We start from the raw sequence: 24,629 nt of genomic DNA on the forward strand, positions 1-24,629 counted from the left end.
CGTCGTCGGCCGTCGGCCGCCGCGCGTCGCCACGGCGTGCGGCGATGGCCGTGACGCAGCGCGCCGCGAGACCCGCGCGCCGAATTGAATCCGTTACCGATTTCCCGTTTCCCGACTCATCATGTTCGACAAGATCCTGATCGCCAATCGCGGCGAAATCGCCTGCCGGGTCGCCGCGACCTGCCGGCGCCTCGGCATCGCGAGCGTCGCGGTCTATTCGGATGCCGACGCGCACGCGAAGCACGTCGCCGCATGCGACGAGGCCGTGCACATCGGCGGCGCGGCGGCCGCCGACAGCTACCTGCGGATCGAGCGCATCATCGACGCCGCGCGCGCGACGGGTGCGCAGGCGATTCACCCCGGCTACGGCTTCCTGTCCGAGAACGAAGATTTCGCGCGCGCGTGCGAGGACGCGGGGATCGTGTTCGTCGGCCCGCCTGTCGAGGCGATTGCCGCGATGGGCTCGAAGGCGGCCGCGAAGGCGCTGATGCATGCGGCCGCGGTGCCGCTCGTGCCCGGCTATCACGGCGACGATCAGGCTCCCGCGCTGCTGCAACGCGAAGCGGACCGCATCGGTTATCCGGTGCTGCTGAAGGCGAGCGCGGGCGGCGGCGGCAAGGGGATGCGCGTCGTCGAGCGCGCGGCCGATTTCGCGGCGGCGCTCGCGTCGTGCCAGCGCGAGGCCGCGGCGAGCTTCGGCAACGATCGCGTGCTGATCGAGAAATACCTGCAGCGGCCGCGCCACGTCGAAGTGCAGGTGTTCGGCGACACGCACGGCAACGCGGTCTATCTGTTCGACCGCGACTGCTCGGTGCAGCGCCGCCACCAGAAGGTGCTCGAGGAAGCGCCCGCGCCGGGCCTCGCGCACGAGCTCAGGCAGGCGATGGGCGAGGCGGCCGTCGCGGCCGCGCGCGCGGTCGGCTATGTCGGCGCGGGCACCGTCGAATTCATCATGACGGACGACGCGTTCTACTTCATGGAGATGAACACGCGCCTGCAGGTCGAGCATCCGGTCACGGAGATGGTGACGGGGCTCGATCTCGTCGAATGGCAACTGCGCGTCGCGGCGGGCGAGCCGCTGCCGCTGCGGCAGCCGGAACTGCACGTGCGCGGGCACGCGATCGAGGCGCGCCTGTATGCGGAGAACCCGGCGCGCGGCTTCCTGCCGTCGACGGGGCGCCTGAAGCATCTGCGCTTCCCGGCGGGCGTCGAGTTCGACGTCGGTGCGGCCGTGCGAATCGACAGCGGCGTGCGCGAAGGCGACGCGATCACGCCGTTCTACGACCCGATGATCGCGAAGCTGATCGTCCACGGCGACACGCGCGCGCAGGCGCTCGCGATGCTCGGTCGCGCGCTGCGCGAATGCGAAGTGGTCGGCTTGCACACGAATGCGGAGTTCCTGCAGCGGATCGTCGCGAGCCGGCCGTTCGCCGACGCGGATCTCGACACCGGGCTGATCGAGCGCCACCGCGACGCGCTGTTCGCGCCGCAGCCGGCGCCCGCGGCGGCGCTCGGCCTCGCGTGCGCGGCGCTGCTCGCGCGCGAGCGGGCGGCGGCGGGCGCGGGCGGCGCGGCGTCGCCGTGGGCCGCGCTGCCGAACTGGCGGCTGAACGCCGGCTACCGGCGCACGATCGGATGGCGCGCGCTCGACGACGACGCGATGCTCGAGGTCCGCTACCTGGAGCGCGGCGGCGTGCAGTCGCTCGAAGTCGGCGGCATCGCGAAGCCGTTCGCGTGGTCGCGCGGCGCGGGGCCGCTCGACTTCGACGTGACGTTGGGCGGCGTGCGCGCGAGCGGGCGCGTGCATGTGGACGGCGATACGTTCCACGTGTTCTGCCAGGGCGTCGCGCGCGCGTTCGAGTGGCGCAACCTGCTCGCGCACGCGGCCGATTCGACGGAAGGCGAGGGCCGGCTCACCGCGCCGATGCCGGGCAAGGTGATCGCGGTGCTCGTCGAGCCGGGGCAGAAGGTGGAGCAGGGCGATCCGCTCATCGTGATGGAGGCGATGAAGATGGAGCACACGATCGGCGCGCCGGCGGCGGGCGTCGTCGCCGAGGTGCTGTACGCGGTCGGCGATCAGGTGGCGGACGGCGCGCAATTGCTCGTGATGGGACAGGCTTGAGCGGCGCGGCGCACGTTAACGATATCTGACAGTCCGGTCACGGGATGTCCGCTAGACTCGAATCCTGGTGCGGGCGGCGGCGCCGCGCGTGCGCTACACTGCGTAATTCCCTTCCCTCCGGCATGCAATGACATCCCCTGTCGATTTGAACGGCCTGCGCATCGGTATCACGATCGGTCTGCGCGAGCCGAACGAGAGCCTTTGGATCAACGGCATCAAGCAGAACGCGCTGTTTCTCGCGAAGCTGCTGATGAAATCGTCGCGCGGCTATCGGGTGACGATCGTCAACACGACCGGCGTGCCGATCACCGACGCGCTGCCGTGGGACCGCCGGATCTTCGACACCCGCTCGTTCACCGACATGAAGGATTCGCTCGACGTGCTGATCGAGCTCGGCGGCCAGATCGACGGCGAGCAGACCGCTTACCTGAAGGCGCGCGGCGTGAAGCTCGTCAGCTACTGCTGCGGCTTCGAGTACATCCACGCGACGCAGTCGATCCTGTTCGGCCGCCGGATGTGGGAAACGCTCTTCATCAACCGCGGCTACGACGAGATCTGGGCGATTCCGCAGATCGCGCCGTCGTCGCTGCCGTTCCTGCAATCGCTGCGGCGCGCCCCAGGGCGCGTCGTGCCGTTCGTCTGGGACCCGATGTTCCTCGCCGAGCGCACGCGCCTCATGCACGAGCGCGGCGAGTACCGGCCGAGCGGCAAGCGCGCGAAGCGGCTCACGGTGATGGAGCCGAACCACGACGTCGTCAAGTTCTGCGTGTATCCGATGCTGATCATCGACGAAGCGTATCGGCGCGACCCGGACGCGATCGCGTTCACGCACGTGACGAACGCCGATCGGCTCGCGCGCGACAGCCCGGAATTCGTGATGCTGATGAATTATCTGGAGGTCGTCCGCGCGAGCAAGGCGAGCTTCGTCGGCCGCTTCGATACGCCGACCTTCCTCGCCGAGCATACGGACGTCGTCGTGTCGCACCAGTGGGAGAACCCGCTCAACTACTTCTATTTCGACGTCTGCTGGCAGGGCTATCCGCTCGTCCACAACGCGCATCTCGTGCCGGACATCGGCTACTACTATCCGGACAACGACGTGCAGACGGGCACGGAAGCGCTGATGCGCGTGCTGCGCGAGCACGACGACGACTGGGAAGGCTACGCGGCGCGGCAGCGCAGCCTGCTGCGCCGCTATACGTCGAAGAATCCGACGCTCGTCGCCGAATACGACACGCTGCTCGCGAATCTCGTCAACAACGGGCGCTGACGCGCCTCGCGCCGCCTATTCCATCTATTGCCCCGCGAGGGCCGGCGCCACGCCTTGCTGCTGCCGCGGCGCATACGAGACGAGGCGCCACTGGCCGTCGCTTTCCCGCCGCAAGCTCAGCTTCTCGAACACGACCTTGCCGCCTTGCAGCGTCGTCGTGAAATCGACGTTCGCGTACAGCCCGTCCGGCACGTCCTTCGTGTTCGCGAACTGAATCAGCATGATGTCCGACCAGCCTCGCCGCGCGACCGCGCCGAGCGGCGCGCGCAGCCGGCGCGTGTCGTCGGCGAAGCGCTGCGCGGTGGACTTGCTCCTGACGAAAGCGGCGCAATCTTTCCACACGTCGTCGAAGCGGCCTTCGTCGATCTGCTTCAGCACGTTCTCGGCGCTTTGCAGCACCCCATCGGGGGACGGGCTCGTTTGCGCGTGAGCGAGCGCGCCCGCGGCCAGCAGCGCGCCTGCGGCCGCGCATCGAGCGACGATTTTCTTCAAAGTGACCTCCTGGTTGAAACCGGGCAATGCGGCGGGTGCGGCAGGGCTTACCGGTACAGCGCGGCGATCGCCTCCGTATAGGCGGCGACGTTCTCCGGGCGGTAGATGCTGACCGAATCCAGAACCTGCCGCGACTGCTCGCGATACGCGTCGAGGTTCGCGTCGTGCTCGCGGAACGCCTTCAGCAACTGGCGGCCGCCTTCCTGGCAGTCGAAATCCGGATAGAAATAGCCGGCGCGGCCGAGGTACGGCGAGTTGTGAACGAGCGGATAGCCGCCGTACAGCAGCTCGTAGTACAGGTAGTTCTGCGCGTTTTCCCACGTGTGCGACACGACCGCGTCGCCATAGGCCGCCATGAACTCGTAGACCGCGAAGCGTCCCTCGAACGTCGTGAGCCCGTGGTCGACGATGTCGAGGCTGCGCGCGAAGTAGACGAACGTCGTGTGCTCCTTCATGTGCAGCGTGTTGCACACGCGCACGAATTCGACGAAGCTCGGCTGCGCCCGATACGCTTCTTCGGCGACGAGCATCGGCACGATGCTCGTCTTCACCATGCAGATGTTCGGCTCGAACATCGCCACGCGCCAGCGTGGCTTGCCCGGCTTGTAGCCGAATTCGAGGCCCGGGCCGAGCGTCGCGCGCGCCTTGTCGAACAGGAGCGGATGCCAGATGTGCGGGACGATCGTCACCGGGCTGCGCAGCCCCGATTCGAGATAGTGCCCGCACGAGTGCTCGAACTCGGGAATCGTCCACACGCCATCGTAGCGCGCGCCGGAGAACAGGAAGCCGGACGGCTTGTCGAAGATCGCGCGCTCGATGTCGATCACGTAGTCGTTGCCGACGCGCATCGTCACGACCTTGCCGCCGCGCCGCCGATACTCGGCGATCCAGCCGGCGTTGAACTGCGCGCTCATTTCGATCAGCACGTCGCAGCGCGTCATCGCCTCGTCCATCGAGATGAGCGGCACGTTCCATTCGCCGAGCATCAGTTGCGGATCGGCGTCGCTCGTGCCGCCGTTGACCATCACCGCTTCGGCGACGAGCGGCGACTGGCGCAGCAGCAGCACGAGCAGCAGGCAGTTCTGGAAGATGCCGTTCTCCCACAGCGACTGGCCGGCGCCGCGCACGAACAGCGACACGCCGACGACGACGCGCTTGCCGCCGTTCGGCACGTCATGGGCGGTGGTTTCGGACATGCGTTTTTCTCCGGGAAAGGCTCAGGCGAACAGACGCGCGACGTACGCGTCGAGGTTGCTGCGATTGTCGATCGACACGCTGTGCAGCAGCGCGTCGGCGTGGCGGCGATAGTCGTCGAGATGCGCGTCGTGATGACGCCACGCGTGCAGCAGCGCGCGGCCGCCCGCGGCGGAATCGAATTCCGGGTAGTAGTAGCCGGCGTCGCCGAGCAGCGGCGAGTTGTGCACGAGCGGGTAGCCGCCGTACAGCACGTCGTAGTACAGATAGTTCTGCGGGTTTTCCCACTGGTGCGAGATCACCGCGTCGCCGTGCTGCGCGAGGAACGACGGCAGATCGATGCGCGGCTCGAAGGTCGCCTTGTGCTCGCGCACGAGATCGAGACTGTTCGCGAAGTGGACGAAGGTCGCGTGCTCCTTCATGTGCAGCGAGTTCACGACGAACAGGTGCTCGACCGCGTCGGGCTGCGCGCGGTGGAACTCGTCGGCGGCGAGCATCGGGTAGTGGCTCGTCTTCACAACCGAGATGTTCGGCTCGAGGATCGACAGCCGCCATTTCGCGCGGCCCGGCGCATAGCCGAAGCGCAGGCCCTCGGCTTCGAGCTGGCGCGCGCGGCGCCCGATGAAGTACGGCGACCAGATGTGCGGCACGACGTGCACCGGCGCACGCGTGAGCGTGCGCAGCAGCGGCGCGTCGATCTTCTCCGATTTCGGCAGGATCCACACTTCGTCGAACGGCCCGCCGTTGAAGATGTGGCCCGACGGCCGGTTGAACATCGGCGTCTCGCAAAGCCCGCTGTACGTGTGGCCGACGAAGCAGACGACGAGCTTCTTGCCGAGCGCCTTCATGTACTTGAGCCAGTCGACGGGCAGTTGCGCGCCCATCTCGATCACGACGTCGAGCGCGTGCGACACGTCGCGCGGCTGCACGAGCGGCACGTCGAGGCCGCCGAGATCGAGGCCGGCGGGCAACGCCTTCGCGTCGCCGCCGTTCAGGAAGTAGACCGGGCCGATCCGGTCCGACTGCTTGAGCATCATCGCGAGGAACGCAATGTTCTGATGAATGCCGTTTTCCCAGATTGCCTGGCCGTCGCGGGCGAAGAGCGAGATGCCGACGGCGAGGCGCTTGCCGGGCGCGTCGCGCGGCCCGGCTGACGAAGAGTGGATGGAATCGATCACCAGCTATATCCGTATCCTGCACCGAAGGTCTTGTTCTGCCCCGACACGCCGATGCCCAGTTTGAGAATGCCGCAGTTCGTCACGTGCGCGCTCGCGCCGCGCGCGATCCCCGACTGACCCGCGAAGCGGGCGGCGGCGACGTTGATCGTCTTGCCCGGCTCGACCTGCGGCAGCATCGTCGGCGCGGCGGCGGCCGCGATGCCCTGACGCGCCATCGAATCGGTCTGCCGCGGCGCTTGCAGAATTTCGCTCGGCTGCGCGCGCGGAACGTCGATCCGGGGCGGCCGGCCCGGCAGCGATTGTGACATAGAAGCCGGCCGCGCATTCGACTCGTTCGCGTCGAGCGCGCCGTCGGTTTCGCTGCGGGCCGCGACGCCCGTCGAGCGCGGCGCGATGCGCGCGCCCGCCATCGACAAGTCTGCGGCCAGCGGCCCGATCGCGCGATTGAACGTCGACATGCTACGCAGCCGCCGTTATCCGCGCGCGGCCGCGAGCGCGGCCAGCTCGCCGCGCACGCTGTCGAGCACCGGCGTCCAGTCGCGATACCGGGCCTGCCGGCGGAGCCGGATCGAGTCGTACCACAGGCTGTCTTCGCGATCGATCATCCAGACCCAGTGCGGATTGACGTCGAGCAGCAGCCGCGTCGGCCGGCCGAGCGCGCCCGCGAGGTGCGCGACCGACGTGCAGACGGTGATGACGAGGTCGAGGCTCGACAGATACGCGGCCGTGTCGTCGAAGCTTTGCAGCTCGGCCGTGTGGTCGATCACGGCAAGGCCCGCCGCGCGCATCGTCGCGACGTCGCTTGCGCCGTCGATCTGCAGGCTGTGGAACGCGACGCCCGCCACGTCACGCCATGCGCGCGCGCAGGCCGCCGGGTCGATCGCGCGCAGCGGGTTGCGCTGGTGCGTGCGGCTGCCGCTCCAGACGAGACCGACGCGTAGCCGGCCGTTGGCGGGCTGCCGCGCCGCCCATTGCGCGGCGCGCGCCGGGTCCGCGCGCAGATAGCCGCCCGCGGACGGGATCGTGTCCGGCCGCACGCCGAGCATCAGCGGCGCGCTGCCGACGGGCAGGTGATGGTCGAACGCGGGCAGTTGCGGCGCGTCGTGCCGCACGATCCGCATCGGCGTGCCGGCGAAGCTGCGCGCGAAGAGCGGCTCGAGGCCCGCGAAGCACGCGAAGACGACTTGCGCGCCGGCGCGCGTCGCCTGGTCGGCGACGATCGGCGCGAAGCGCGCGAACTGCAGCGCGTCGCCGAAGCCCTGTTCGCCCCACAGCATCAATGTCTTGCCGGCGAGCGGCTCGCCGCGCCACTGCCGCTGCGGCGATGGGCGCGGGCGATCGCCCAGCTCGCGCGAGCCGTTCCACCGCGCCTCGTGGTTCGCCCAACCGTTCTCGTAGTCGCCGTGCAGCAATTGCAGCATCGCGAGCGACCATTGCATGACCGGATCGTCCGGCGCGCTGCGATGCGCGTGCGCCGCAGCGGCGAGCGCGTCCGGCCAGCGCTGCAGCTCTTTCAGCGCGTTCGCGCGCGCGAGTTGCGCGATCGCGTAGCTCTGCCCGAGCGCGCATGCGCGCTCGGCCGCGATCAGCGCGCGCGCCGGCTCGCGCAGCGCGAGCCAGGCATTCGAGCCGTTGCACCACGCCATCTGGCTGTCCGGCTCCGCGCGGATCGCCGCTTCGGCTTGCGTGAGCGCCTCCCGATGCATCCCCGTCTGATAGCGAAGGGCGGCGAGATTGTTGCGCAACATCGGGTACGCGGGATCGAGCGCGCCTGCGCGCCGGTACGCGTCGGCCGCCGCCGCGTATTCGCCCGCGTAGTGGTGCGTGAGGCCGAGCAGGAACCACGACTGCGCGTCGTTCGGCGCGCGCTCGCACAGCGCTTGCGCAACCGGACGGGCGAGCGCGTGGCGATGGGTCTGGTGCAGCAGCTCGATCCATTCGGCGAGCCAGCCCGTCGCGGCCGGATCGGCGCGATGCGCGGCGTCGAATGCGGCATGCGCGCGCTCGGCCTGCCCGGCGAGCCGATCGAGACGCGCGCGCTCGACCCATGCGCTCGCGCACGGCGGCGTCGCGGCGAGCGCCGGCCCGAGCGCGGCGGCCGCTTCGTCGAGGCGGCCGAGCAGGCGCAGCCAGTGCGCGCGACAGGCGAGCGCGCCGGCGGACGCGGGCTCGGCCGCGCACCATGCGTCGATCGCATCGGCGGCGGCGATCAGTTCGCCTCGCTTCAGTTGCGTCTGGATGTCGGCGAAACGATCGGGATTGGCTGGCATGTCGTGCGTTCGGAAGATCGGTGAGGAGCCGCCGGCCGTCGACGCGGGAGACGGTCGCGGCCGGGCGTTTCGAGATTCGAACGATATCGCAGTTTTGTGCCGGATCGAAGCGCAAGCGGAGTCGGATCGAAGCGGCCGGGGCAAAGTCGGTAGGAAGCAGGGGGAGCCGGATCGACAGTGGACCGAGGGCGAACCGAGGCGGGGCCGGGCGACTCGCGCTCGGACGCGCGCCGGCATGCGGCGCGGGACCTGGCGGCTTACTGATCCGACTGCGCGGCGTTCTGCGCCGCCGCGCAGTCGAACGTGAGGCTCGACGGCTCGCTGCGCCGGCCGTCGCCGCGATAGTCGGCGGCGCGCTCGAGCGTCTCGACGGCGCGATCGCCGCACACACGCGCGGCAATCTTCGTGCACGTGTCGTACTTCCCGAAAACGCCGCCGCAGGCGACGCGATAGGCGTTCGGATGGCCGGGCAGGCTCGTTTGCGTCACCGTGTACGTCGGCCCGCTCGACGCGCTGCATCCGGCGAGCGCGGCGAGCGCGGCGAGCGTCGTCAATCCCATTCCTGCGATGTGCTTCATCGTGTTTCTCCAAGCTGGTGTGGAAACGACGGACGCGAATCGGGCGCGTCCGTCGTTTCGGGCGGCCCGCGCCGGCCCGTCGTCGTTACTTCCACTGATAGAGCATGCCCGCGCCGATCACCTTCTGGTTGCCGGCGAAGCCGCCGTTCAGCGACGCCTTCAGGTTCTCGGTGATGCGCGCCTGCATGCCGACCGCAATCGCCTTCTGGCCGAGGAACGACGAGGTGCCGACGCCCATCGCGAAGTTCGAGTCGCGATCCATGTGCGGAATCGACGCCATCGCCGCGACCGCCGCGATCCCCTGACGGGCCATCGTGTCGGTCTGCTGCAGTTGTTGCTGTGTCTGGTTCAGTTGCGAGCCGAGATTGTTGATCTGCGTCTGCTGGTTCGACAGCGATTGCGACATCGAAGTCGACACGGCATTGAGCTGATTGACGTTGACCGCGTCGGTGCCTTCGGTGCCCGCCGCGACGTTCGTGATCTGGCGCTGCTGCGTGTCGCTGCCGACCGACACGACGTTCGAGCGGCCGCCGTCGTTCGAGCCCGCGCCGATCGCGACCGAGTTCGAGCCGGCCGTGACGGACGGCGTGACCGCCTTCGGCGAGCTCATGTCGGCGGCGACGCCGGTGCTCGCGGGCAGCGACTGGATCACGTTGTTCGTGATCGACGTCGACAGCGACGTGAGCTGCGTGTTGATGTTGGTCACGCTCGTCGACAGCGACGCGACGTTGCTGTTGGTGGTCGACAGGCCGGTGGACAGCGAGCCGATGCCGGTCGAGGTCGACGTGGACAGCGACGCGAGGTTGCTGTTGGTGGTCGACAGGCCGGTGGACAGCGAGCCGATGCCGGTCGAGGTGGACGTGGACAGCGACGCGAGGTTGCTGTTGGTGGTCGACAGGCCGGTGGACAGCGAGCCGACGGCGGTCGAGGTGGACGTGGACAGCGATGCGAGATTGCTGTTCGTCGCGTTCAGGCCGGTCGACAGCGACGCGACGTTGCTGTTGGTCGCGTAGAGCTGGCTGCCGTTGACGGCGTCGGTGCTGGTGGCGGAGATGCGGCCGGCGGCGACGTTCGTGACCTGGCGTTCCGCGCCCGGCGCGCCGACGCTGAACACGCCGATGGGCGCGCTGCCCGCGAAGCCGCCGAACGTGAGGCCGCTGACGGTTGCCGACGTGACGGGCACGGCTGCCGACGTCGTCGCGCCGCTGCCGATCGCGACCGAGTAGTCGACGTTCGCGACCGCGTTCGGGCCGATCGCGACGCTGTTCGCGCCGGTTGCGACGCTGTCCGGATCGGTCGAGTTCGCGTGGAAGTACTTGATGCCGTTGGCGTTGATGCTGTCGATGGCGGAGCCGACGCTGGTGTTGGCGGTGGTCGTGCCGTTCGCGTTGTACGTGGTGTACGAGGGCGCGGAGATCGCGCCGGTGGCCGGATCGTACGTTGCGCCGCCGCCGAGCGCCGCGGCGGTGCTGTTGCCGAGGTTCGTCGTGTTCGTCGTGATCGAGCTGATGCTGGTGGACAGCGAGCCGATGCCGGTCGAGGTGGACGTGGACAGCGATGCGAGGTTGCTGTTGGTCGACGACAGGCCAGTCGAGAGCGAGCCGATGCTGGTCGAGGTGGACGTGGACAGCGATGCGACGGTGCTGTTTGTCGTCGAGAGGCCCGTCGAGAGCGAGCCGATGCCGGTCGAGGTGGAAGTCGACAGCGAAGCGATCGAGCTATTCGCCGAGCTGAGGCCGGTCGAGGTGGACGTGGACAGCGACGAGACGGTGCTGTTGGTCGTCGAGAGGCCGGTGGACAGCGAGCCGATGCCGGTCGACGTGGAGGTCGACAGCGAAGCGATCGAGCTATTCGCCGAGCTGAGGCCGGTCGAGGTCGACGTGGACAGCGACGAGACGGTGCTGTTGGTCGTCGAGAGCCCCGTCGAGAGCGAGCCGATGCCGGTCGACGTGGAGGTCGACAGCGAAGCGATCGAGCTGGTGGCCGAGCTGAGGCCGGTCGAGGTAGACGTGGACAGCGACGAGACGGTGCTGTTGGTCGTCGAGAGGCCGGTGGACAGCGATCCGATGCCGGTCGAGGTGGAGGTCGACAGCGAAGCGATCGAGCTATTCGCCGAGCTGAGGCCGGTCGAGGTGGACGTGGACAACGACGAGACGGTGCTGTTAGTCGTCGAGAGCCCCGTCGAGAGTGAGCCGATGCCGGTCGAGGTGGAAGTCGACAGCGAAGCGATCGAGCTATTCGCCGAGCTGAGGCCGGTCGAGGTCGACGTGGACAGCGACGAGACGGTGCTGTTTGTCGTCGAGAGCCCCGTCGAGAGTGAGCCGATGCCGGTCGAGGTGGAGGTCGACAGCGAAGCGATCGAGCTATTCGCCGAGCTGAGGCCGGTCGAGGTCGACGTGGACAGCGACGAGACGGTGCTGTTGGTCGTCGAGAGGCCCGTCGAGAGTGAGCCGATGCCGGTCGAGGTGGAGGTCGACAGCGAAGCGATCGAGCTATTCGCCGAGCTGAGGCCGGTCGAGGTAGACGTGGACAGCGATGCGACGGTGCTGTTGGTCGTCGAGAGGCCGGTGGACAGCGATCCGATGCCGGTCGAGGTGGAGGTCGACAGCGAAGCGATCGAGCTATTCGCCGAGCTGAGGCCGGTCGAGGTAGACGTGGACAGCGACGAGACGGTGCTGTTGGTCGTCGAGAGCCCCGTCGAGAGCGACGAAATCGAGCTCGAGGCCGAGTCGAGCTTCGACGCAACTGCGTAGAGCTGGCTGCCGTTGATCGCATCGGTGCTGGCGGCGGTGACCTGGCCCGCGGCGACGTTGGTGATCTGGCGTTCCGCACCCTGTGCGCCGACACTCACGACGCCCACGGGCGCGCTGCCCGCGAACGTGCCGAGTGTGGTCGAGCCGACCGTCGCGCTGCTGGTCGGGTTGGCCGCGGCCGTCACCGAGTTCGCGCCGAGCGCAACCGAGTTCGCCGTGGCGGCCGTCGCGCCCATGCCGATCGCGATGGCGTTCGTGCCCGTCGCGACGCTATCCGGGCCCGTCGAGTTCGCGTGGAAGTACTTGATGCCGTTGGCGTTGATGCTGTCGATGGCGGAGCCGACGCTGGTGTTGGCGGTGGTCGTGCCGTTCGCGTTGTACGTGGTGTACGAGGGCGCGGAGATCGCGCCGGTGGCCGGATCGTACGTCGCGCCGCCGCCGAGCGCCGCAGCGGTGCTGTTGCCGAGATTGTTGGTCGTCGTCGCAACGGTCGACAGGCCAGTCGACAACGAGCCGATGCCGGTCGAGGCGGAGGTCGACAGGGAGGTCAGCGAGCTATTCGTGCTGCTGAGGCCGCTGGATAGCGACGTGACGTTGCTATTGGTCGTCGAGAGACCAGTCGACAACGAGCCGATACCCGTCGACGTGGAGGTCGACAACGAAGCGACCGAGCTGTTCGCCGAGCTCAGGCCCGTGGAAGCGGATGTCGAAAGCGAGGCGACCACGCTGTTGGTGGTCGACAGCCCCGTGGACAGCGAGTTGACGCCGCTCTGCGCGGTGCTGATGCCCGACGAGGCGGAGGTCGACAGCGAGGTCAGCGAGCTATTCGTGCTGCTGAGGCCGCTGGACAGCGACGCGACGTTGCTGTTGGTCGTCGAGAGGCCGGTGGACAGCGAGCCGATACCCGTCGACGTGGAGGTCGACAGCGAAGCGACCGAGCTGTTCGCCGAGCTCAGCCCCGTGGAAGCGGATGTCGAAAGCGAGGCGACCGCGCTGTTGGTGGTCGACAGCCCCGTGGACAGCGAGCTGACGCCGCTCTGCGCGGTGCTGATGCCCGACGAGGCGGAGGTCGACAGCGAGGTCAGCGAGCTATTCGTGCTGCTGAGGCCGCTGGACAGCGACGCGACGTTGCTGTTGGTCGTCGAGAGCCCAGTCGACAGCGAGCCGATACCCGTCGACGTGGAGGTCGACAGCGAAGCGACCGAGCTGTTCGCCGAGCTCAGCCCCGTGGAAGCGGATGTCGAAAGCGAGGCGACCGCGCTGTTGGTGGTCGACAGTCCCGTGGACAGCGAGTTGACGCCACTTTGCGCGGTGCTGATGCCCGACGAGGCGGAGGTCGACAGCGAAGCGACCGAGCTGTTCGCCGAGCTCAGCCCCGTGGAAGCGGATGTCGAAAGCGAGGCGACCGCGCTGTTGGTGGTCGACAGCCCCGTGGACAGCGAGCTGACGCCGCTCTGCGCGGTGCTGATGCCCGACGAGGCGGAGGTCGACAGCGAGGTCAGCGAGCTATTCGTGCTGCTGAGGCCGCTGGACAGCGACGCGACGTTGCTGTTGGTCGTCGAGAGCCCAGTCGACAGCGAGCCGATACCCGTCGACGTGGAGGTCGACAGCGAAGCGACCGAGCTGTTCGCCGAGCTCAGCCCCGTGGAAGCGGATGTCGAAAGCGAGGCGACGGTGCTGTTGGTGGTCGACAGCCCCGTGGACAGCGAGTTGACGCCGCTCTGCGCGGTGCTGATGCCCGACGAGGCGGAGGTCGACAGGGAGGTCAGCGAGCTATTCGTGCTGCTGAGGCCGCTGGACAGCGACGCGACGTTGCTGTTGGTCGTCGAGAGACCAGTCGACAACGAGCCGATACCCGTCGACGTGGAGGTCGACAGCGAAGCGACCGAGCTGTTCGCCGAGCTCAGCCCCGTGGAAGCGGATGTCGAAAGCGAGGCGACCGCGCTGTTGGTGGTCGACAGCCCCGTGGACAGCGAGTTGACGCCGCTCTGCGCGGTGCTGATGCCCGACGAGGCGGAGGTCGACAGCGAGGTCAGCGAGCTATTCATGCTGCTGAGCCCCGTGGACAGCGAACTGATGCCCGTCGACGCCGACGTCGACAGGCTAGCGATGCTGCTTGCCGTCGTGCTCATGCCGGTGCTGAGCTGCGCGACCGTCACCGCGTCCTGCGGCGCCGAGCCGTCGGCGACGTTCGTGATGCGGCGCAGCGCAGTCGCGCTGCCGACCGACACTTCGGACAGCGGCGCCGCCGTGCCCGTCAGGTAGCCGGTGCCGGTGGGCGCGCTCGCGCCCGTCTTGCTGCCTTGACCGATCGCGACGCTGTTCGCGTATGCGGCGGTGCTCGATGCGCCGATGGCCGTCGTGTTCGAGGCGGCGGCGCTGGCCTGGTAGCCGATCGCGAGCGCGTTCGTGCTGCTCGCCGCAACCGTTGCGCTGTCGCCGAGCGCGATGCCGTTCGTGCTGCTCGTGCCGACCGTCGCCGCGCGGCCGATCGCGACGCCCGACTGCGCCGCCGCGCTCGATTGGCCGCCGAGCGCGATCGAGTCCTGCGCGCTCGCCTGCGCCCCCTTCGTCGCGTTGCTGCCGATTGCGATCGCGCCCGCGCCGGATGCGATCGTCGAGTTCGCGTACGAAAGCGGCGTCGTGCCGTTGCCGCCCGCGCCGCCAATGGCGACGGAGTTCAGCGCGCTGGCGGTGCTGCCGAAGCCGAGCGCGGTCGCGGCGGTGCCGCTCGCGGTCGTTTCGAGGCCGGCCGCCGTGCCCCACAGCGCAGCCGAGCTGAGAAAGCCCATCGCGGTGCCGCCGGTGTTGGTGACTTGCGCGAACGCGCCGTAGACCGTCGCCGCGAGCTGATTGTTGCCGCTCGAGTTACAGCCGGAGACGGTCGAGTAGGTGCCCGACCCGTCGACGGGGTAGGCGTTCGTATTGCCCGTCGTCGTGCGGCCGACGGTTGCATTGCCGCTGCCCGACGTGCAGGACTGCACCGTGAACTGGCCGAGCGCGTTGACGCTGCCGGGGATCATGGTATCGGCGCTCGCGAGTGACGGGACGCCGACGAGCAGCGCGGCGGCGACGGCGACAGCGGCGGCCACGACCGATTTGTTCGGCTTGCCGCGAGCCGAGTCGAGTTCCGAAGCGGCGACCCACGCGCCAAGCGCTTCATTCCAGATAGAGCGGTACGAGCGATTCATACGAAAACGGCCTCCGAGGGCAGCGCAACACGGGAGCGTTATTTGTCTGACCTGAGAGTCCGTGCTCGCGCTGATTAATTTGGTATGCGGAGTCTATTTGATTGATGTTTTCAAGACTTCAAAGAATTGCAAAATCAGGCTTTGCAAATGGTTAAAAAAAGTTTGAGGCTGGAGTGTTGTGATTGGTCAATTTTTGTTAATTTAATAGATAATACGAATGAACCGGGGTGATGCCGATCGGTCCGTGGATGGCCCGTGCGGAAAGGGCAGTGGCGGAGTGGTGGACTACGGGGCGTAGCTTGCGCTTCAGAAAGGAGACTGCAGTCTCATGTAAAACGTTTGCGCCGAATCCATTCCTTTCTATTCGTAATATTGTTTAATTTAATATTGTAATGTTTTCTTGTGGAGTTTTGTTAATGGGTTAATTTATGCAATTCAAGTGGATAAATCATTTTGTTTTGATGAAGGTGTTTGGCGTGGAAATGCGATGGAATTTGTTTCTTTGTCGACCGGGCGGTTCGTGCGCCGCCGCACCAGGCGGGCGTCCGCGGTTCGTTCCATGAGACACGATCATTTGCTCATCCCGAGTGGGAAGTGCTCGGGAAATGGGACGCATCTTCCAAACGTCTTTCGCTCATTTACATGTCGCCGCTTTATTGTCGGTAATCCTTTCCAGGCAGAAACGCTTTGTCACAATGCTTTCGTATTGCTGTCGTTTCAGGCGGCCGAGCGCGATACGCAACCAATGCGATCGAATCCGCGCGGTGACGCACGGAAGCGAGCGCTGCCCCGTCCGGCGGGGCGTAAGCGTGCCCAGTCGTATGGACGCGAAGTAAGGGTATTTTTTACCGATTTAGATATGGGGTACGCCTCTTTTTAAACGATGTGTCGGGCCGTCGTAACCCAAGGTCCGATCTTCGCCATCGCGGCGTCGAAGGCCGCTTGTCCGTTCGCGAGCAGCAGCCCCACCCGATGCGTGACGATGCGCGCAACCGCGCGCGATTACGGCTTCCTGATAAAGCGCAGCGCGAACCGCGCGAGCCGCGGCACGATCGCCGGCCGCAGCAGCCGCTTGTCGTAGCCGGCCATCCGGCGGTTGTTCTCGGCGAGACACAGCTCGATCAGCTCGCGCGGATTCAGCGCGTCGCCGACAGTTGCCGCCGTATTGGCCGGAAAATTCGCGTCGCGCGCGACGCCGTCGGCGTCGATGCCGCGCGCGATGCCGATCCGCTCCCAGATCAGGAACGCCCATACCGCGGCGACGCGCGCGAACAGCCACGGCCTGCGCCACCATCGCATGTTGCGCCAGTACCATCCGAACCAGTTCGCGAAGAACAGGATGTGGCGGCCTTCCTCCTGGATCACGGGCTCGAACGTCTCGACGAGTTCTTCCGGAAAATAGCCGGAGCGCTGCGCGGAGCGGAACAGGCCGAATGCGAAGAAGCTGTCGATGGATTCGCTGAAACCCGTGACCATCCATGCCCATTCGGCGTCCTTCGGCGCCGGATACGCGGGCTCGCGCGCGAGCCGGATGCCGTACGCCTCGACGAGCTTCGAGAGCACGACCTTGTGCCGCGCTTCCTCGGCGGCGTTCAGGTCGAGCGCGGCGCGCAGCAACGGATCGCGCACCGTCGACGCGAACGTCGCGACGCGAATCGATGCGCGGCCCTCGGTCTGCACGGCGATGTCCCAGATCGGCAGCGACGTCAGGCGCTGAAGTGCTTCGGGGGCGAGGGCGGGCCAATCGATGACGGCCGGCTTGTACGGGTTGTGGGTGTCGAGCAGCATCTTGCAGAACATCTGCTTGTGCGCGTCGGAACCGATTCGCACTGGGCCGCGACTCTCATGGACCCAGTTGCGCATAGCGTGATCCGCCGCTTGTTCTCGTCGCAGCGTGTCAGACATGGCTGATTGGTATCGTGATGTCAGGAGCTGACGATTCTTGCATAGCTCGATGAATCACGTATTTTGGCGGCCGCTGCCGCAGGCGCTGCCCGCGGCAGCCGCGCGTGCCGGCCGGCGCCGGCGACAGGCTCAACAGTGGGAATCGACCCACAGGCGTCCCCAGCGGAACGCGTAGGCAAGTGCGTGCTCTTCGTCGAAGAAGAAATCGATGGCGTCGAACGAGTAGGCGCGCGCGGGCGCGGGGCCGGCTTTCTCGATCGTGAGGTTCGCGGCGAACAGGCCGTTCGGCAAGCGCGCCGCCGCGGGCGCGACCTCATAGCCCTTGTAGCGGATCGAACGATTCATGGCTTTCGCGAAGGGGGGACGAGGTTGCAGCGTAAGCAATCGACGCGTGCGCGTGAACCAATCTTTATGCTTAAGCAAATCACCCGGCGCGAACGAATGGTCATCAGCGCGGGGCAACGCGCGGGAGGAGCAGGCCGCCCGTCGAAGCGCACGCGCGCCGCCGCACGCAGCGAGCGCGCGATGCGCGTGCGTTCAGTGCGTCGCGGCTTCCAGCACCGTCGCGAGCGCGTTGTCGCTCGCGACACGGGTTGCCGCGCGGTGCGACGCGAACGCGAGCGCGAATTCGGCGGCCTGCGTGCCGACGGTCTCGAGCTGCGCGGCGACCTTCGAATCCGAGCAGCGATCGACCGTTTCGAAGCGCGTTTCGAGCGTGTTGACCGCGGCGCCGAACGGCGTCGGCCAGCCGCGCAGCGCGTGGACGATCGCGCGCAGCGACGTCAGCACGGTGCCCGCCGCCTGCCAGCCGTACGCGGTGACGATGCAGCCGACCGCGCGTCCGTCGAGATACGGGCGCTCGTCGGCGCGCAGTTCCTCGAGCGTGTCGAGCGCGTTCTTCACGAGGCCGGACACGCCGCCGTGGTAGCCGGGCGTGGCGATGACGATCGCGTCGGCCGCGCGCACGGCGTCGATCAGCTCGCGTTGCGCGTCGGTGAGCGCGCGGCGCTCCGGCGCGTAGTGCGGCAGCGTGTGCAGGAACGGGCCGTCGAACAGGCGGGTGCGGGCACCCGCGGCTTGCGCGCCGCGCAGCGCGAAGCCGAGCGCGCGCTCGGTCGACGAAGCCGCGCGGGTCGTGCCGCCGATGCCGACGATGAACGGCCGGCGGTGTTGGTCAAATGCGGTCAAAGTGCGCTCCATGAGGGTGCGGCGCCTGGCTGGGGCAGGCCGAGAGTTGCATGTTAGCGAGCCAATCGGTGCGCGGGAAACGACTTTTCGTTCTATCGATATACCCGGCGGCCGCTTGCGCGGCTTCGCGCGCGACGCAATTGGATAGCAGAAATGCTTGGTTGGGATGCGCCCGGCCGGCCGATATGATCGGCTCCGTCTCCTCCATGAAACTTCTCTGACATGGGTTGGCCCCGCCGGTTGGAATGTCGGCGGGGCTTTTTTTCGTTCGTGCGCGGCGCAGGCGGGCGTCGCGCGATGGCGCGGGCGAGCGACGAGCCATCGCGGGATCGAATCGGCAGCGAAGCGAACGTTCGAATCGATGCGTCTGACATCGCGCCGCCCGTCGACGGCAAGCCCGCGCGCGTCACGTCGCGCTCGTCGAGCAGCGCGTCGAACGCTTTGAGCAGATTGAAGTCGAGCGTTCTGATATCGACCATGCTTATCGGTTGCTGTGGAGAGATTGAATCGAGCCTATATCCCGGCCGCGTCGCCGATTCAAGCGCGCAAAGCGCGCATCGCAGCGAATAAGTCTGCGGAAATCCGGCGCGCGATGCGGCGCCGCGCAAACGCCGCGTGGAGCCTCCCGCGCGTAGCACGGGCGCGCGTCGCCGGGCGGCCCGCCCGGCGCGGCCGCGTGACGCGCGCTGCGGCGCGTCATGCCGCTCTCCGGCGCCTTTCGTCGGTGGTCCGAAACGGTCGTTCGCAGCACTTGTACCGACGTGTCGTATTTGCGCAAGCGTTTGTCGCAATTCGTCGGCTGCACGGGGTTTTTTCTGGCAACCATGTAGGCACGCTGTGACGGCGTATTTCCCCGCTCAACGAGGAGACGTTGCAATGGATGCCCCGAAGGTCGTAGTCGATGGTCTGTGCAAGGTGTTTGGAAGCAATCCGCGGCAAGCGCTGGACATGCTCGCCGCAGGCGCGACGAAGGATGAAGTGTTCGCGCGCACGGGCCAGGTGGTCGGCGTGCACAACGTGTCGTTCGACGTGCGGGAAGGCGAGATTTTCGTGCTGATGGGCCTGTCCGGCTCCGGCAAGTCGACGTTGATCCGGCTCGTCAACCGGCTCGTCGAGCCGAGCGCCGGCAAGGTGCTGATCGACGGGCGCGACGTCGCGGGGGTGCGCCGCGCGGAGCTGACCGCGCTGCGCCGCACCGACATGAGCATGGTGTTCCAGTCGTTCGCGCTGATGCCGCAGCGCACGGTGCTGTCGAACGCCGCGTTCGGCCTCGAAGTGGCCGGCATGGGCCGCAAGGACCGCGAGCGCCGCGCGATGGGCGTGCTCGAGCAGGTGGGCCTCGCGCAGTTCGCGCACAAGCTGCCCGCCGAGCTGTCGGGCGGCATGCAGCAGCGCGTCGGCCTCGCGCGCGCGCTCGCGGTGAACCCGTCGCTGATGATCATGGACGAGGCGTTCTCCGCGCTCGATCCGTTGAAGCGCAAGGAAATGCAGAACGTGCTGCTGCAACTGCAGAAGGAGCAGCGCCGCACGATCATGTTCGTGTCGCACGATCTCGAGGAGGCGCTGCGCATCGGCAGCCGGATCGCGATCATGGCAGGCGGCCGGCTCGTGCAGGTCGGCACGCCGCAGGAGATCATCGCGAACCCCGCCGACGACTACGTGCGCGCGTTCTTCGAAGGCATCGACACGAGCCGCTACCTGACGGCGGGCGACCTGATGCTCACGGGCGCCGTGCCGACCGTGTCGAAGCTCGATGCGACGCATGTCGCCGCGTCGCTGAACGGCAGCGCCGAATACGCGTTCGTGCTCGACGAGGCGCGCAAGATCCGCGGCTTCGTCACGCGCGACGCGCTGAACGGCGCGACGCCGAACGTGCGCCAGGTCGAGAGCATTCCGCGCGACGCATCGCTCGATCACGTCGTCGAGCGATGCGTCGCGCATCCGCACGCGCTGCCCGTCGTCGACGACGACGGCTGTTACTGCGGCTCGGTCGACCGGGCCGTGCTTCTGAAAGCCATTACGCGTTCGCGAGGTTCCCATGTCTGAACTCATTCCCCTCGGTAGCTGGGTCGACCAGTCGGTTCACTATCTGCTCGACCACGATGCGAAGACGTTCGACGCGATCGGCCGCGCGATCGAGGGGCTCGCCGCGCTCGTCGAGCACGGGCTGCAAGCCGTGCCGATGGGGCTGATGATGGCGTGCTTCGTCGGCGTCGGCCTCTGGCGCGTCGGCTGGCGCTTCGCGATCTTCACGGCGGCGTCGCTGTTCCTGATCTTCGCCACGGGCTTCTGGGATCAGACGGTCGTCACGCTCGGCCTCACGCTGTCGTCGACGATCGTGAGCCTCGTGCTCGGCATTCCGCTCGGCATCTGGGCCGCGAAGAGCAAGTGGGTCGCGGCGATCGTGCGGCCGATCCTCGATCTGATGCAGACGATGCCCGCGTTCGTCTACCTGATTCCGGCCGCGATGCTGTTCGGCCTCGGCCGCGTGCCGGGGATTCTGTCGACGGTGATCTTCGCGATGCCGCCCGCTGTGCGCCTGACGAGCCTCGGCATCCGCCACGTGAACCGCGAGATCGTCGAGGCGGGGCAGGCGTTTGGCTGCACGCCGTGGCAACTGCTGTACAAGGTGCAGTTCCCGAATGCGCTGCCGTCGATCATGCAGGGCGTGAACCAGACGATCATGATGGCGCTGTCGATGGTGATCATCGCGTCGATGGTCGGCGCGGGCGGCCTCGGCAACGACGTGCTCGCGAGCATCCAGCGCCTCGACATCGGCTTGGGCTTCGAGAGCGGCCTGTCGGTCGTGCTGCTCGCGATCATCCTCGACCGCATCACCGAGAGCTTCGGCCGCGCGCCGGGCACGGCGAAGGCGCCGCTCTTCTCGGGCTTCCGGCAACTGTTCGGCCCGCGCTCGCGATCGTCGGTCGCGCAGGCCTGACGTTTTCCGCTTTCGTTCGTTTCCCCGGTTTCTTCGTTTCGCCGATCCGGTCGTCTCCGGCGGGCCCGCCCGCCGCCGGAGCGGCTTCGTGCAACCCGTTCGCTGGAGAGCGATGTGACGTCCGCCGCCGCTGCCGCACCCGCCGCCTGCGCCGAGCCGGTTTCCTCGGCTGCGCATTTCGGGTTCCTGACGTTGCCGAACTTCTCGATGATCGCGTTCACGAGCGCGGTCGAGGTGCTGCGCATGGCGAACTACGTCGCGCGCGCGGACCATTACCGCTGGTCGATCCTCTCGCTCGACGGCGCGCCCGTGCATGCGAGCAACGGGATCGCGGTGCGGCCGACGCAGCCGCTCGACGTCGACGATCCGCCCGACGTGGTGATCGTCTGCGGCGGCATCCGGATTCGTGAGGCGATGGACGAGGCGGTGCGCGGCGCGCTCGGCGCGCTCGCCGCGCGCGCGGTGCCGCTCGGCGGCATCTGCACGGGCGCGTACGTGCTGATGGCGTGCGGGCTGCTCGACGGCTACCGGTGCGCGGTGCACTGGGAGAACCTGTCCGCGCTGCACGCGGAGTTTCCGCAGGTGCGCTTCGCCGACGAGCTGTTTGTCGTCGATCGCGACCGGCTCACCTGCACGGGCGGCACCGCGCCGCTCGACCTGATGCTGAACCTCGTCGGCGCGCGGCTCGGGCAGCCGCTCGCCGCGCAAGTCTCCGAGCAGTTCATTCTCGAGCGCATCCGCAGCGCGACCGATCCGCAGCCGATTCCGGTCGACGCACGCGTCGGCTTCTCGCGCGCGGAGCTGATCGAGGTCGTGCGGCTGATGGAGGCGAACATCGAGGAGCCGCTGTCGCTCGAAGAGCTCGCGCGGCTCGTGCGGCTCTCGCAGCGGCATCTGCAGCGGATGTTCAGGATCTATCTGAACGTGTCGCCGACGCACTATTACCTGACGCTGCGCCTGAAGCGCGCGCGCGACCTGCTGCGCACGACCGACGCATCGATCGCGCGCGTGACGACGATCTGCGGCTTTCACTCGCCATGCCATTTCAGCAAGGCGTACCGCGCGCAGTTCGGTCATGCGCCGAGCCACGAGCGGCGCGTGTCGGCGCGCTGAGCGCATCGGGGCCGCATCGAAACCGTATCGAAACAAGCGCGTGGCCGTCGGGGTCGCGGCGCGCGTGAGCCACGAACCGATCCCATGTTGACGACATCTTTGTGATGAGGAGAAGCACGATGAAGCGAAATCTGATCGCGGCGGCCTGTGGGCTCGCCATCGCGGCCGCGCCGTTCGCGAGCGCCCGGGCGGGTGATCCGCCGACCTGCAAGGCGGTGCGCTTTGCGGACGTCGGCTGGACCGACATCGCCGCGACGACGGGGCTCGCGTCGACGATGCTCGCCGGGCTCGGCTACGCGCCGACGAAGACGATCGCTTCGGTGCCGATCACGTTTGCGGGGATCAAGAGCAAGCAGATCGACGTGTTTCTCGGCTACTGGTCGCCGACGATGGACCCGATGATCGCGCCGTTCACGAAGGCGGGCACGATCAAGGTGCTCGCCACGCCGAACCTGACGGGCGCGAAGTACACGCTCGCCGTGCCCGATTACGTGTATCAGGGCGGCCTGAAGTCGTTCGCCGACATCCAGAAGTACGCGGACAAGCTGAACGGCAGGATCTACGGGATCGAGCCCGGCAACGACGGCAACGCGCTCATCAAGAAGATGATCGATGGCAACCAGTTCGGCCTCGGCAAGTTCAAGCTCGTCGAATCGAGCGAGGCGGGGATGCTCGTCGAGGTGAACCGCGCGATCCGCGACAAGCAGTGGATCGTGTTCCTCGGCTGGGAGCCGCATCCGATGAACGTGCAGATGAAGATCGACTATCTGAGCGGCGGCGACGACGTGTTCGGCCCGAACTACGGCGAGGCGAAGGTGCTGACCGCGACGCCGCCCGATTACGCGGCGCGCTGCCCGAACGTCGCGAAGTTCGTGTCGAACCTGCAGTTCTCGACGTCGATCGAGAACCATGTGATGCTGCCGATCATGAACAAGGAAGATCCGAACAAGGCGGCGGCCGCGTGGCTGAAGGCGAATCCGCAGTCGCTCGACAAGTGGCTCGCCGGGGTGACGACGTTCGACGGCAAGCCGGGGCTGCCCGCCGTCAGGCACTACCTCGGGATTCAGTAACGCCGCGCGCGTTTCGCGACGAGGCGCTCGCGCATTGCCCGCGCTCGCTCGCGATCCTGTCGAAGCTGCCGCCGGTGAAGGCGGCGAGGTTCGACGAGACCTGTCTGCGCTGAGCCGAGAACCGCACCGGCCGCGACCGGAGCATTCTGTTCTGCGACATCGAGCGGCCGATGAAATACCGCTGGGCGCAGGCGGTGAACGGCGCGGTCGGCGGGATGCTCGTCGCGATTCCGTGGTGGTGAGCACTCGGCCGCCGGCTTCGCGGGGCAGGCGTCGAGCGGCCGCCGCCGGATCAGAAGAAATCGAGCGCGCCGAATACCTTGTTCGCCTTCTGCTTCGCGTCGCTCGACAGGTTGCTGTCCTCGACCGCCTGCTTCGCGACCGACGTGCCGACTTCCTTGACGACGCTCAGCACGGCCGACACCGGATTGAAGCGGCCCTTCGTGACGATGTCGACGACCGCCTTGCCGATGCCCTTGAACACGGCGACGATGTACTTGCCGGCCTGCTCGAAGCCCCATTGGAGATTGTCCTTGTTGGTGCCGTCGAGCCGCACGTGCGTGTCGCTCGTCTGGTCGAGCTGGTGCCCGGTTTCGCGCAGATGCTGCCAGCCGCCGCCGCCCACGACGTCCTGCAACAGGCCCGCTTCGGTGCCGTGCCGCGCGTCGCCGTCCTTCGTGAAGCCGTCGATCTTGCCGTCGCCGACGACGCCGTCCGGCCGCTCGCCGCCTTCGCGGTTCTTCGAGCTCTTCACGTACGTGAGCAGCGCCGCCGCCTTGTACGCCTGATCGGGATCGTTGGACATGTTGCCGCCGACGAACTGGTTCAGCTTGTCGCGAATCCCGCTCTGGTTGCCGAGATTCTTGAGGAGCGGATTGTCGTCGATGATCTGCTGCGCGGTGCGGTTGTCGCCGGGCGGGCGGCGCGTCGATGCATCGGGCATCTGCGTCGCGAAGCGCGCCATCGACGCATCCGGCGACGCGACGCAGCGCGCGGGCGGCGCGTCGTCCGGTGCATCGACGAACGACAGCGGATCGCCGGCATCGTCCGGCTGTGTCGTCGCGAACTGCAGCGGCTGCTGCGGCCATTGCGGCTGCAATGGCCGCAAATCGGGCTCGCTGCCGCCGTGCGTCGCTTGGCGAAGCAGTGCGTGCAATTGTTGCCGGATGTCGGCGTCGACTGCGAAGGGCAGACGCTCGTTGTCGAACGAGGCCGAAAGGTTTGTCGCGAACGGGGTGACGACGATGTCGCTGGAGAGTTGGATCATGACAAGGCGCAGGGAAGTGGCCGGCAGCGGGCGATGCCATGATGTTACGAACGAGGCGGCGCGATGCATCCGTGCGATGCGAAGCGCGCGCGCGAAA

The 24,629-nt window shown here is 67.5% G+C and carries 17 protein-coding genes and 2 pseudogenes; 7 read left to right on the plus strand and 12 right to left on the minus strand.

All coding sequences use genetic code 11. The features are described 5' to 3' along the window. Nucleotides 1-121 precede the first annotated feature (121 nt). Both WT16_RS27870 and WT16_RS27875 read left to right on the plus strand, forming a co-directional pair. Nucleotides 122-2,122, plus strand: a complete 2,001-nt coding sequence (locus tag WT16_RS27870; RefSeq protein ID WP_063534708.1) for an acetyl/propionyl/methylcrotonyl-CoA carboxylase subunit alpha — start codon at nt 122-124, stop codon at nt 2,120-2,122. A gap of 127 nt (nt 2,123-2,249) precedes the next feature. Further along, complete coding sequence (locus WT16_RS27875) at nt 2,250-3,392, plus strand: DUF2827 domain-containing protein (RefSeq protein WP_009915317.1); 1,143 nt, start codon at nt 2,250-2,252, stop codon at nt 3,390-3,392. A gap of 24 nt (nt 3,393-3,416) precedes the next feature. Here the strand turns inward: WT16_RS27875 and WT16_RS27880 are convergent, their stop codons facing one another. The 11 genes from WT16_RS27880 to WT16_RS35305 form a co-directional block, all read right to left on the minus strand. Beyond that, entirely contained in the window at nt 3,417-3,884 is a 468-nt protein-coding gene (locus WT16_RS27880; RefSeq protein WP_015602772.1) for a DUF4019 domain-containing protein, read from the minus strand. 47 nt (nt 3,885-3,931) lie between these two features. Further along, a complete protein-coding gene (locus WT16_RS27885) occupies nt 3,932-5,080 on the minus strand; it encodes a DUF2827 domain-containing protein (protein WP_063534709.1) in 1,149 nt (382 codons plus the stop codon). Between the two features lie 21 nt (nt 5,081-5,101). Beyond that, nucleotides 5,102-6,256 (minus strand): DUF2827 domain-containing protein, encoded by a 1,155-nt coding sequence (locus tag WT16_RS27890; protein ID WP_006028817.1) that lies wholly within the window; start codon nt 6,254-6,256, stop codon nt 5,102-5,104. Further along, on the minus strand, nt 6,253-6,714 hold the full coding sequence (locus tag WT16_RS27895; protein WP_063534710.1) for a YadA C-terminal domain-containing protein: 462 nt from the start codon (nt 6,712-6,714) through the stop codon (nt 6,253-6,255). The genes WT16_RS27890 and WT16_RS27895 overlap by 4 nt, the downstream gene beginning before the upstream one ends. Nucleotides 6,715-6,729: 15 nt before the next feature. Next, nucleotides 6,730-8,526, minus strand: a complete 1,797-nt coding sequence (locus WT16_RS27900; protein ID WP_063534711.1) for a hypothetical protein — start codon at nt 8,524-8,526, stop codon at nt 6,730-6,732. 257 nt (nt 8,527-8,783) lie between these two features. Further along, the gene (locus tag WT16_RS27905; protein ID WP_063534712.1) at nt 8,784-9,104 is read right to left on the minus strand and encodes a hypothetical protein; all 321 of its coding nucleotides are present in this window, start codon (nt 9,102-9,104) and stop codon (nt 8,784-8,786) included. 85 nt (nt 9,105-9,189) lie between these two features. Then, nucleotides 9,190-15,048, minus strand: a complete 5,859-nt coding sequence (locus tag WT16_RS34155; RefSeq protein ID WP_156521521.1) for a YadA-like family protein — start codon at nt 15,046-15,048, stop codon at nt 9,190-9,192. Between the two features lie 1,002 nt (nt 15,049-16,050). Next, complete coding sequence (locus WT16_RS27935) at nt 16,051-16,953, minus strand: hypothetical protein (protein WP_063534715.1); 903 nt, start codon at nt 16,951-16,953, stop codon at nt 16,051-16,053. 129 nt (nt 16,954-17,082) lie between these two features. Further along, nucleotides 17,083-17,298 carry a hypothetical protein gene (locus WT16_RS27940; RefSeq protein WP_004198708.1) on the minus strand — a complete coding sequence of 72 codons (216 nt, stop codon included), beginning with the start codon at nt 17,296-17,298 and terminating at the stop codon, nt 17,083-17,085. Nucleotides 17,299-17,490: 192 nt separating this feature from the next. Beyond that, nucleotides 17,491-18,153: an NAD(P)H-dependent oxidoreductase gene (locus tag WT16_RS27945; protein WP_063534716.1), complete on the minus strand. Its 663-nt coding sequence runs from the start codon at nt 18,151-18,153 to the stop codon at nt 17,491-17,493. An 80-nt stretch (nt 18,154-18,233) separates the two neighbouring features. Further along, on the minus strand, nt 18,234-18,620 hold the full coding sequence (locus WT16_RS35305) for a hypothetical protein (RefSeq protein WP_231892121.1): 387 nt from the start codon (nt 18,618-18,620) through the stop codon (nt 18,234-18,236). A 106-nt stretch (nt 18,621-18,726) separates the two neighbouring features. Here WT16_RS35305 and WT16_RS27955 point away from each other — a divergent pair. The 5 genes and pseudogenes from WT16_RS27955 to WT16_RS33245 all read left to right on the plus strand — a co-directional run. After that, nucleotides 18,727-20,187: pseudogene (locus WT16_RS27955) on the plus strand (glycine betaine/L-proline ABC transporter ATP-binding protein); the annotation flags it as partial. Further along, a complete protein-coding gene (gene choW / locus WT16_RS27960; protein WP_006028807.1) occupies nt 20,180-21,082 on the plus strand; it encodes a choline ABC transporter permease subunit in 903 nt (300 codons plus the stop codon). The pseudogene WT16_RS27955 and the gene choW, both read left to right, overlap by 8 nt. 114 nt (nt 21,083-21,196) lie before the next feature. Beyond that, entirely contained in the window at nt 21,197-22,195 is a 999-nt protein-coding gene (locus tag WT16_RS27965; protein WP_015603856.1) for a GlxA family transcriptional regulator, read from the plus strand. Nucleotides 22,196-22,314: 119 nt separating this feature from the next. Then, nucleotides 22,315-23,265: a choline ABC transporter substrate-binding protein gene (locus WT16_RS27970; RefSeq protein WP_009915293.1), complete on the plus strand. Its 951-nt coding sequence runs from the start codon at nt 22,315-22,317 to the stop codon at nt 23,263-23,265. 23 nt (nt 23,266-23,288) lie between these two features. Continuing rightward, nucleotides 23,289-23,486: pseudogene (locus WT16_RS33245) on the plus strand (lipid A hydroxylase LpxO); the annotation flags it as partial. Between the two features lie 71 nt (nt 23,487-23,557). Here WT16_RS33245 and WT16_RS27975 read toward each other — a convergent pair. Beyond that, nucleotides 23,558-24,532 carry a hypothetical protein gene (locus WT16_RS27975; RefSeq protein ID WP_063534718.1) on the minus strand — a complete coding sequence of 325 codons (975 nt, stop codon included), beginning with the start codon at nt 24,530-24,532 and terminating at the stop codon, nt 23,558-23,560. Nucleotides 24,533-24,629: the final 97 nt, after the last annotated feature.

It is taken from the genome of Burkholderia sp. MSMB1589WGS (assembly GCF_001636105.1).
GTDB lineage: Bacteria > Pseudomonadota > Gammaproteobacteria > Burkholderiales > Burkholderiaceae > Burkholderia > Burkholderia humptydooensis.

Bases quoted from the DNA above. Each gene is read 5' to 3' on its own strand.
- WT16_RS27870 (WP_063534708.1), top strand. From the start codon at position 122: ATGTTCGACAAGATCCTGATCGCCAATCGCGGCGAAATCGCCTGCCGG.
- WT16_RS27875 (WP_009915317.1), top strand. From the start codon at position 2,250: ATGACATCCCCTGTCGATTTGAACGGCCTGCGCATCGGTATCACGATC.
- WT16_RS27885 (WP_063534709.1), bottom strand. From the start codon at position 5,080: ATGTCCGAAACCACCGCCCATGACGTGCCGAACGGCGGCAAGCGCGTC.
- WT16_RS27895 (WP_063534710.1), bottom strand. From the start codon at position 6,714: ATGTCGACGTTCAATCGCGCGATCGGGCCGCTGGCCGCAGACTTGTCG.
- WT16_RS27900 (WP_063534711.1), bottom strand. From the start codon at position 8,526: ATGCCAGCCAATCCCGATCGTTTCGCCGACATCCAGACGCAACTGAAG.
- WT16_RS27905 (WP_063534712.1), bottom strand. From the start codon at position 9,104: ATGAAGCACATCGCAGGAATGGGATTGACGACGCTCGCCGCGCTCGCC.
- WT16_RS34155 (WP_156521521.1), bottom strand. From the start codon at position 15,048: ATGAATCGCTCGTACCGCTCTATCTGGAATGAAGCGCTTGGCGCGTGG.
- WT16_RS27935 (WP_063534715.1), bottom strand. From the start codon at position 16,953: ATGTCTGACACGCTGCGACGAGAACAAGCGGCGGATCACGCTATGCGC.
- WT16_RS27940 (WP_004198708.1), bottom strand. From the start codon at position 17,298: ATGAATCGTTCGATCCGCTACAAGGGCTATGAGGTCGCGCCCGCGGCG.
- WT16_RS27945 (WP_063534716.1), bottom strand. From the start codon at position 18,153: ATGGAGCGCACTTTGACCGCATTTGACCAACACCGCCGGCCGTTCATC.
- WT16_RS35305 (WP_231892121.1), bottom strand. From the start codon at position 18,620: ATGGTCGATATCAGAACGCTCGACTTCAATCTGCTCAAAGCGTTCGAC.
- choW (WP_006028807.1), top strand. From the start codon at position 20,180: ATGTCTGAACTCATTCCCCTCGGTAGCTGGGTCGACCAGTCGGTTCAC.
- WT16_RS27970 (WP_009915293.1), top strand. From the start codon at position 22,315: ATGAAGCGAAATCTGATCGCGGCGGCCTGTGGGCTCGCCATCGCGGCC.
- WT16_RS27975 (WP_063534718.1), bottom strand. From the start codon at position 24,532: ATGATCCAACTCTCCAGCGACATCGTCGTCACCCCGTTCGCGACAAAC.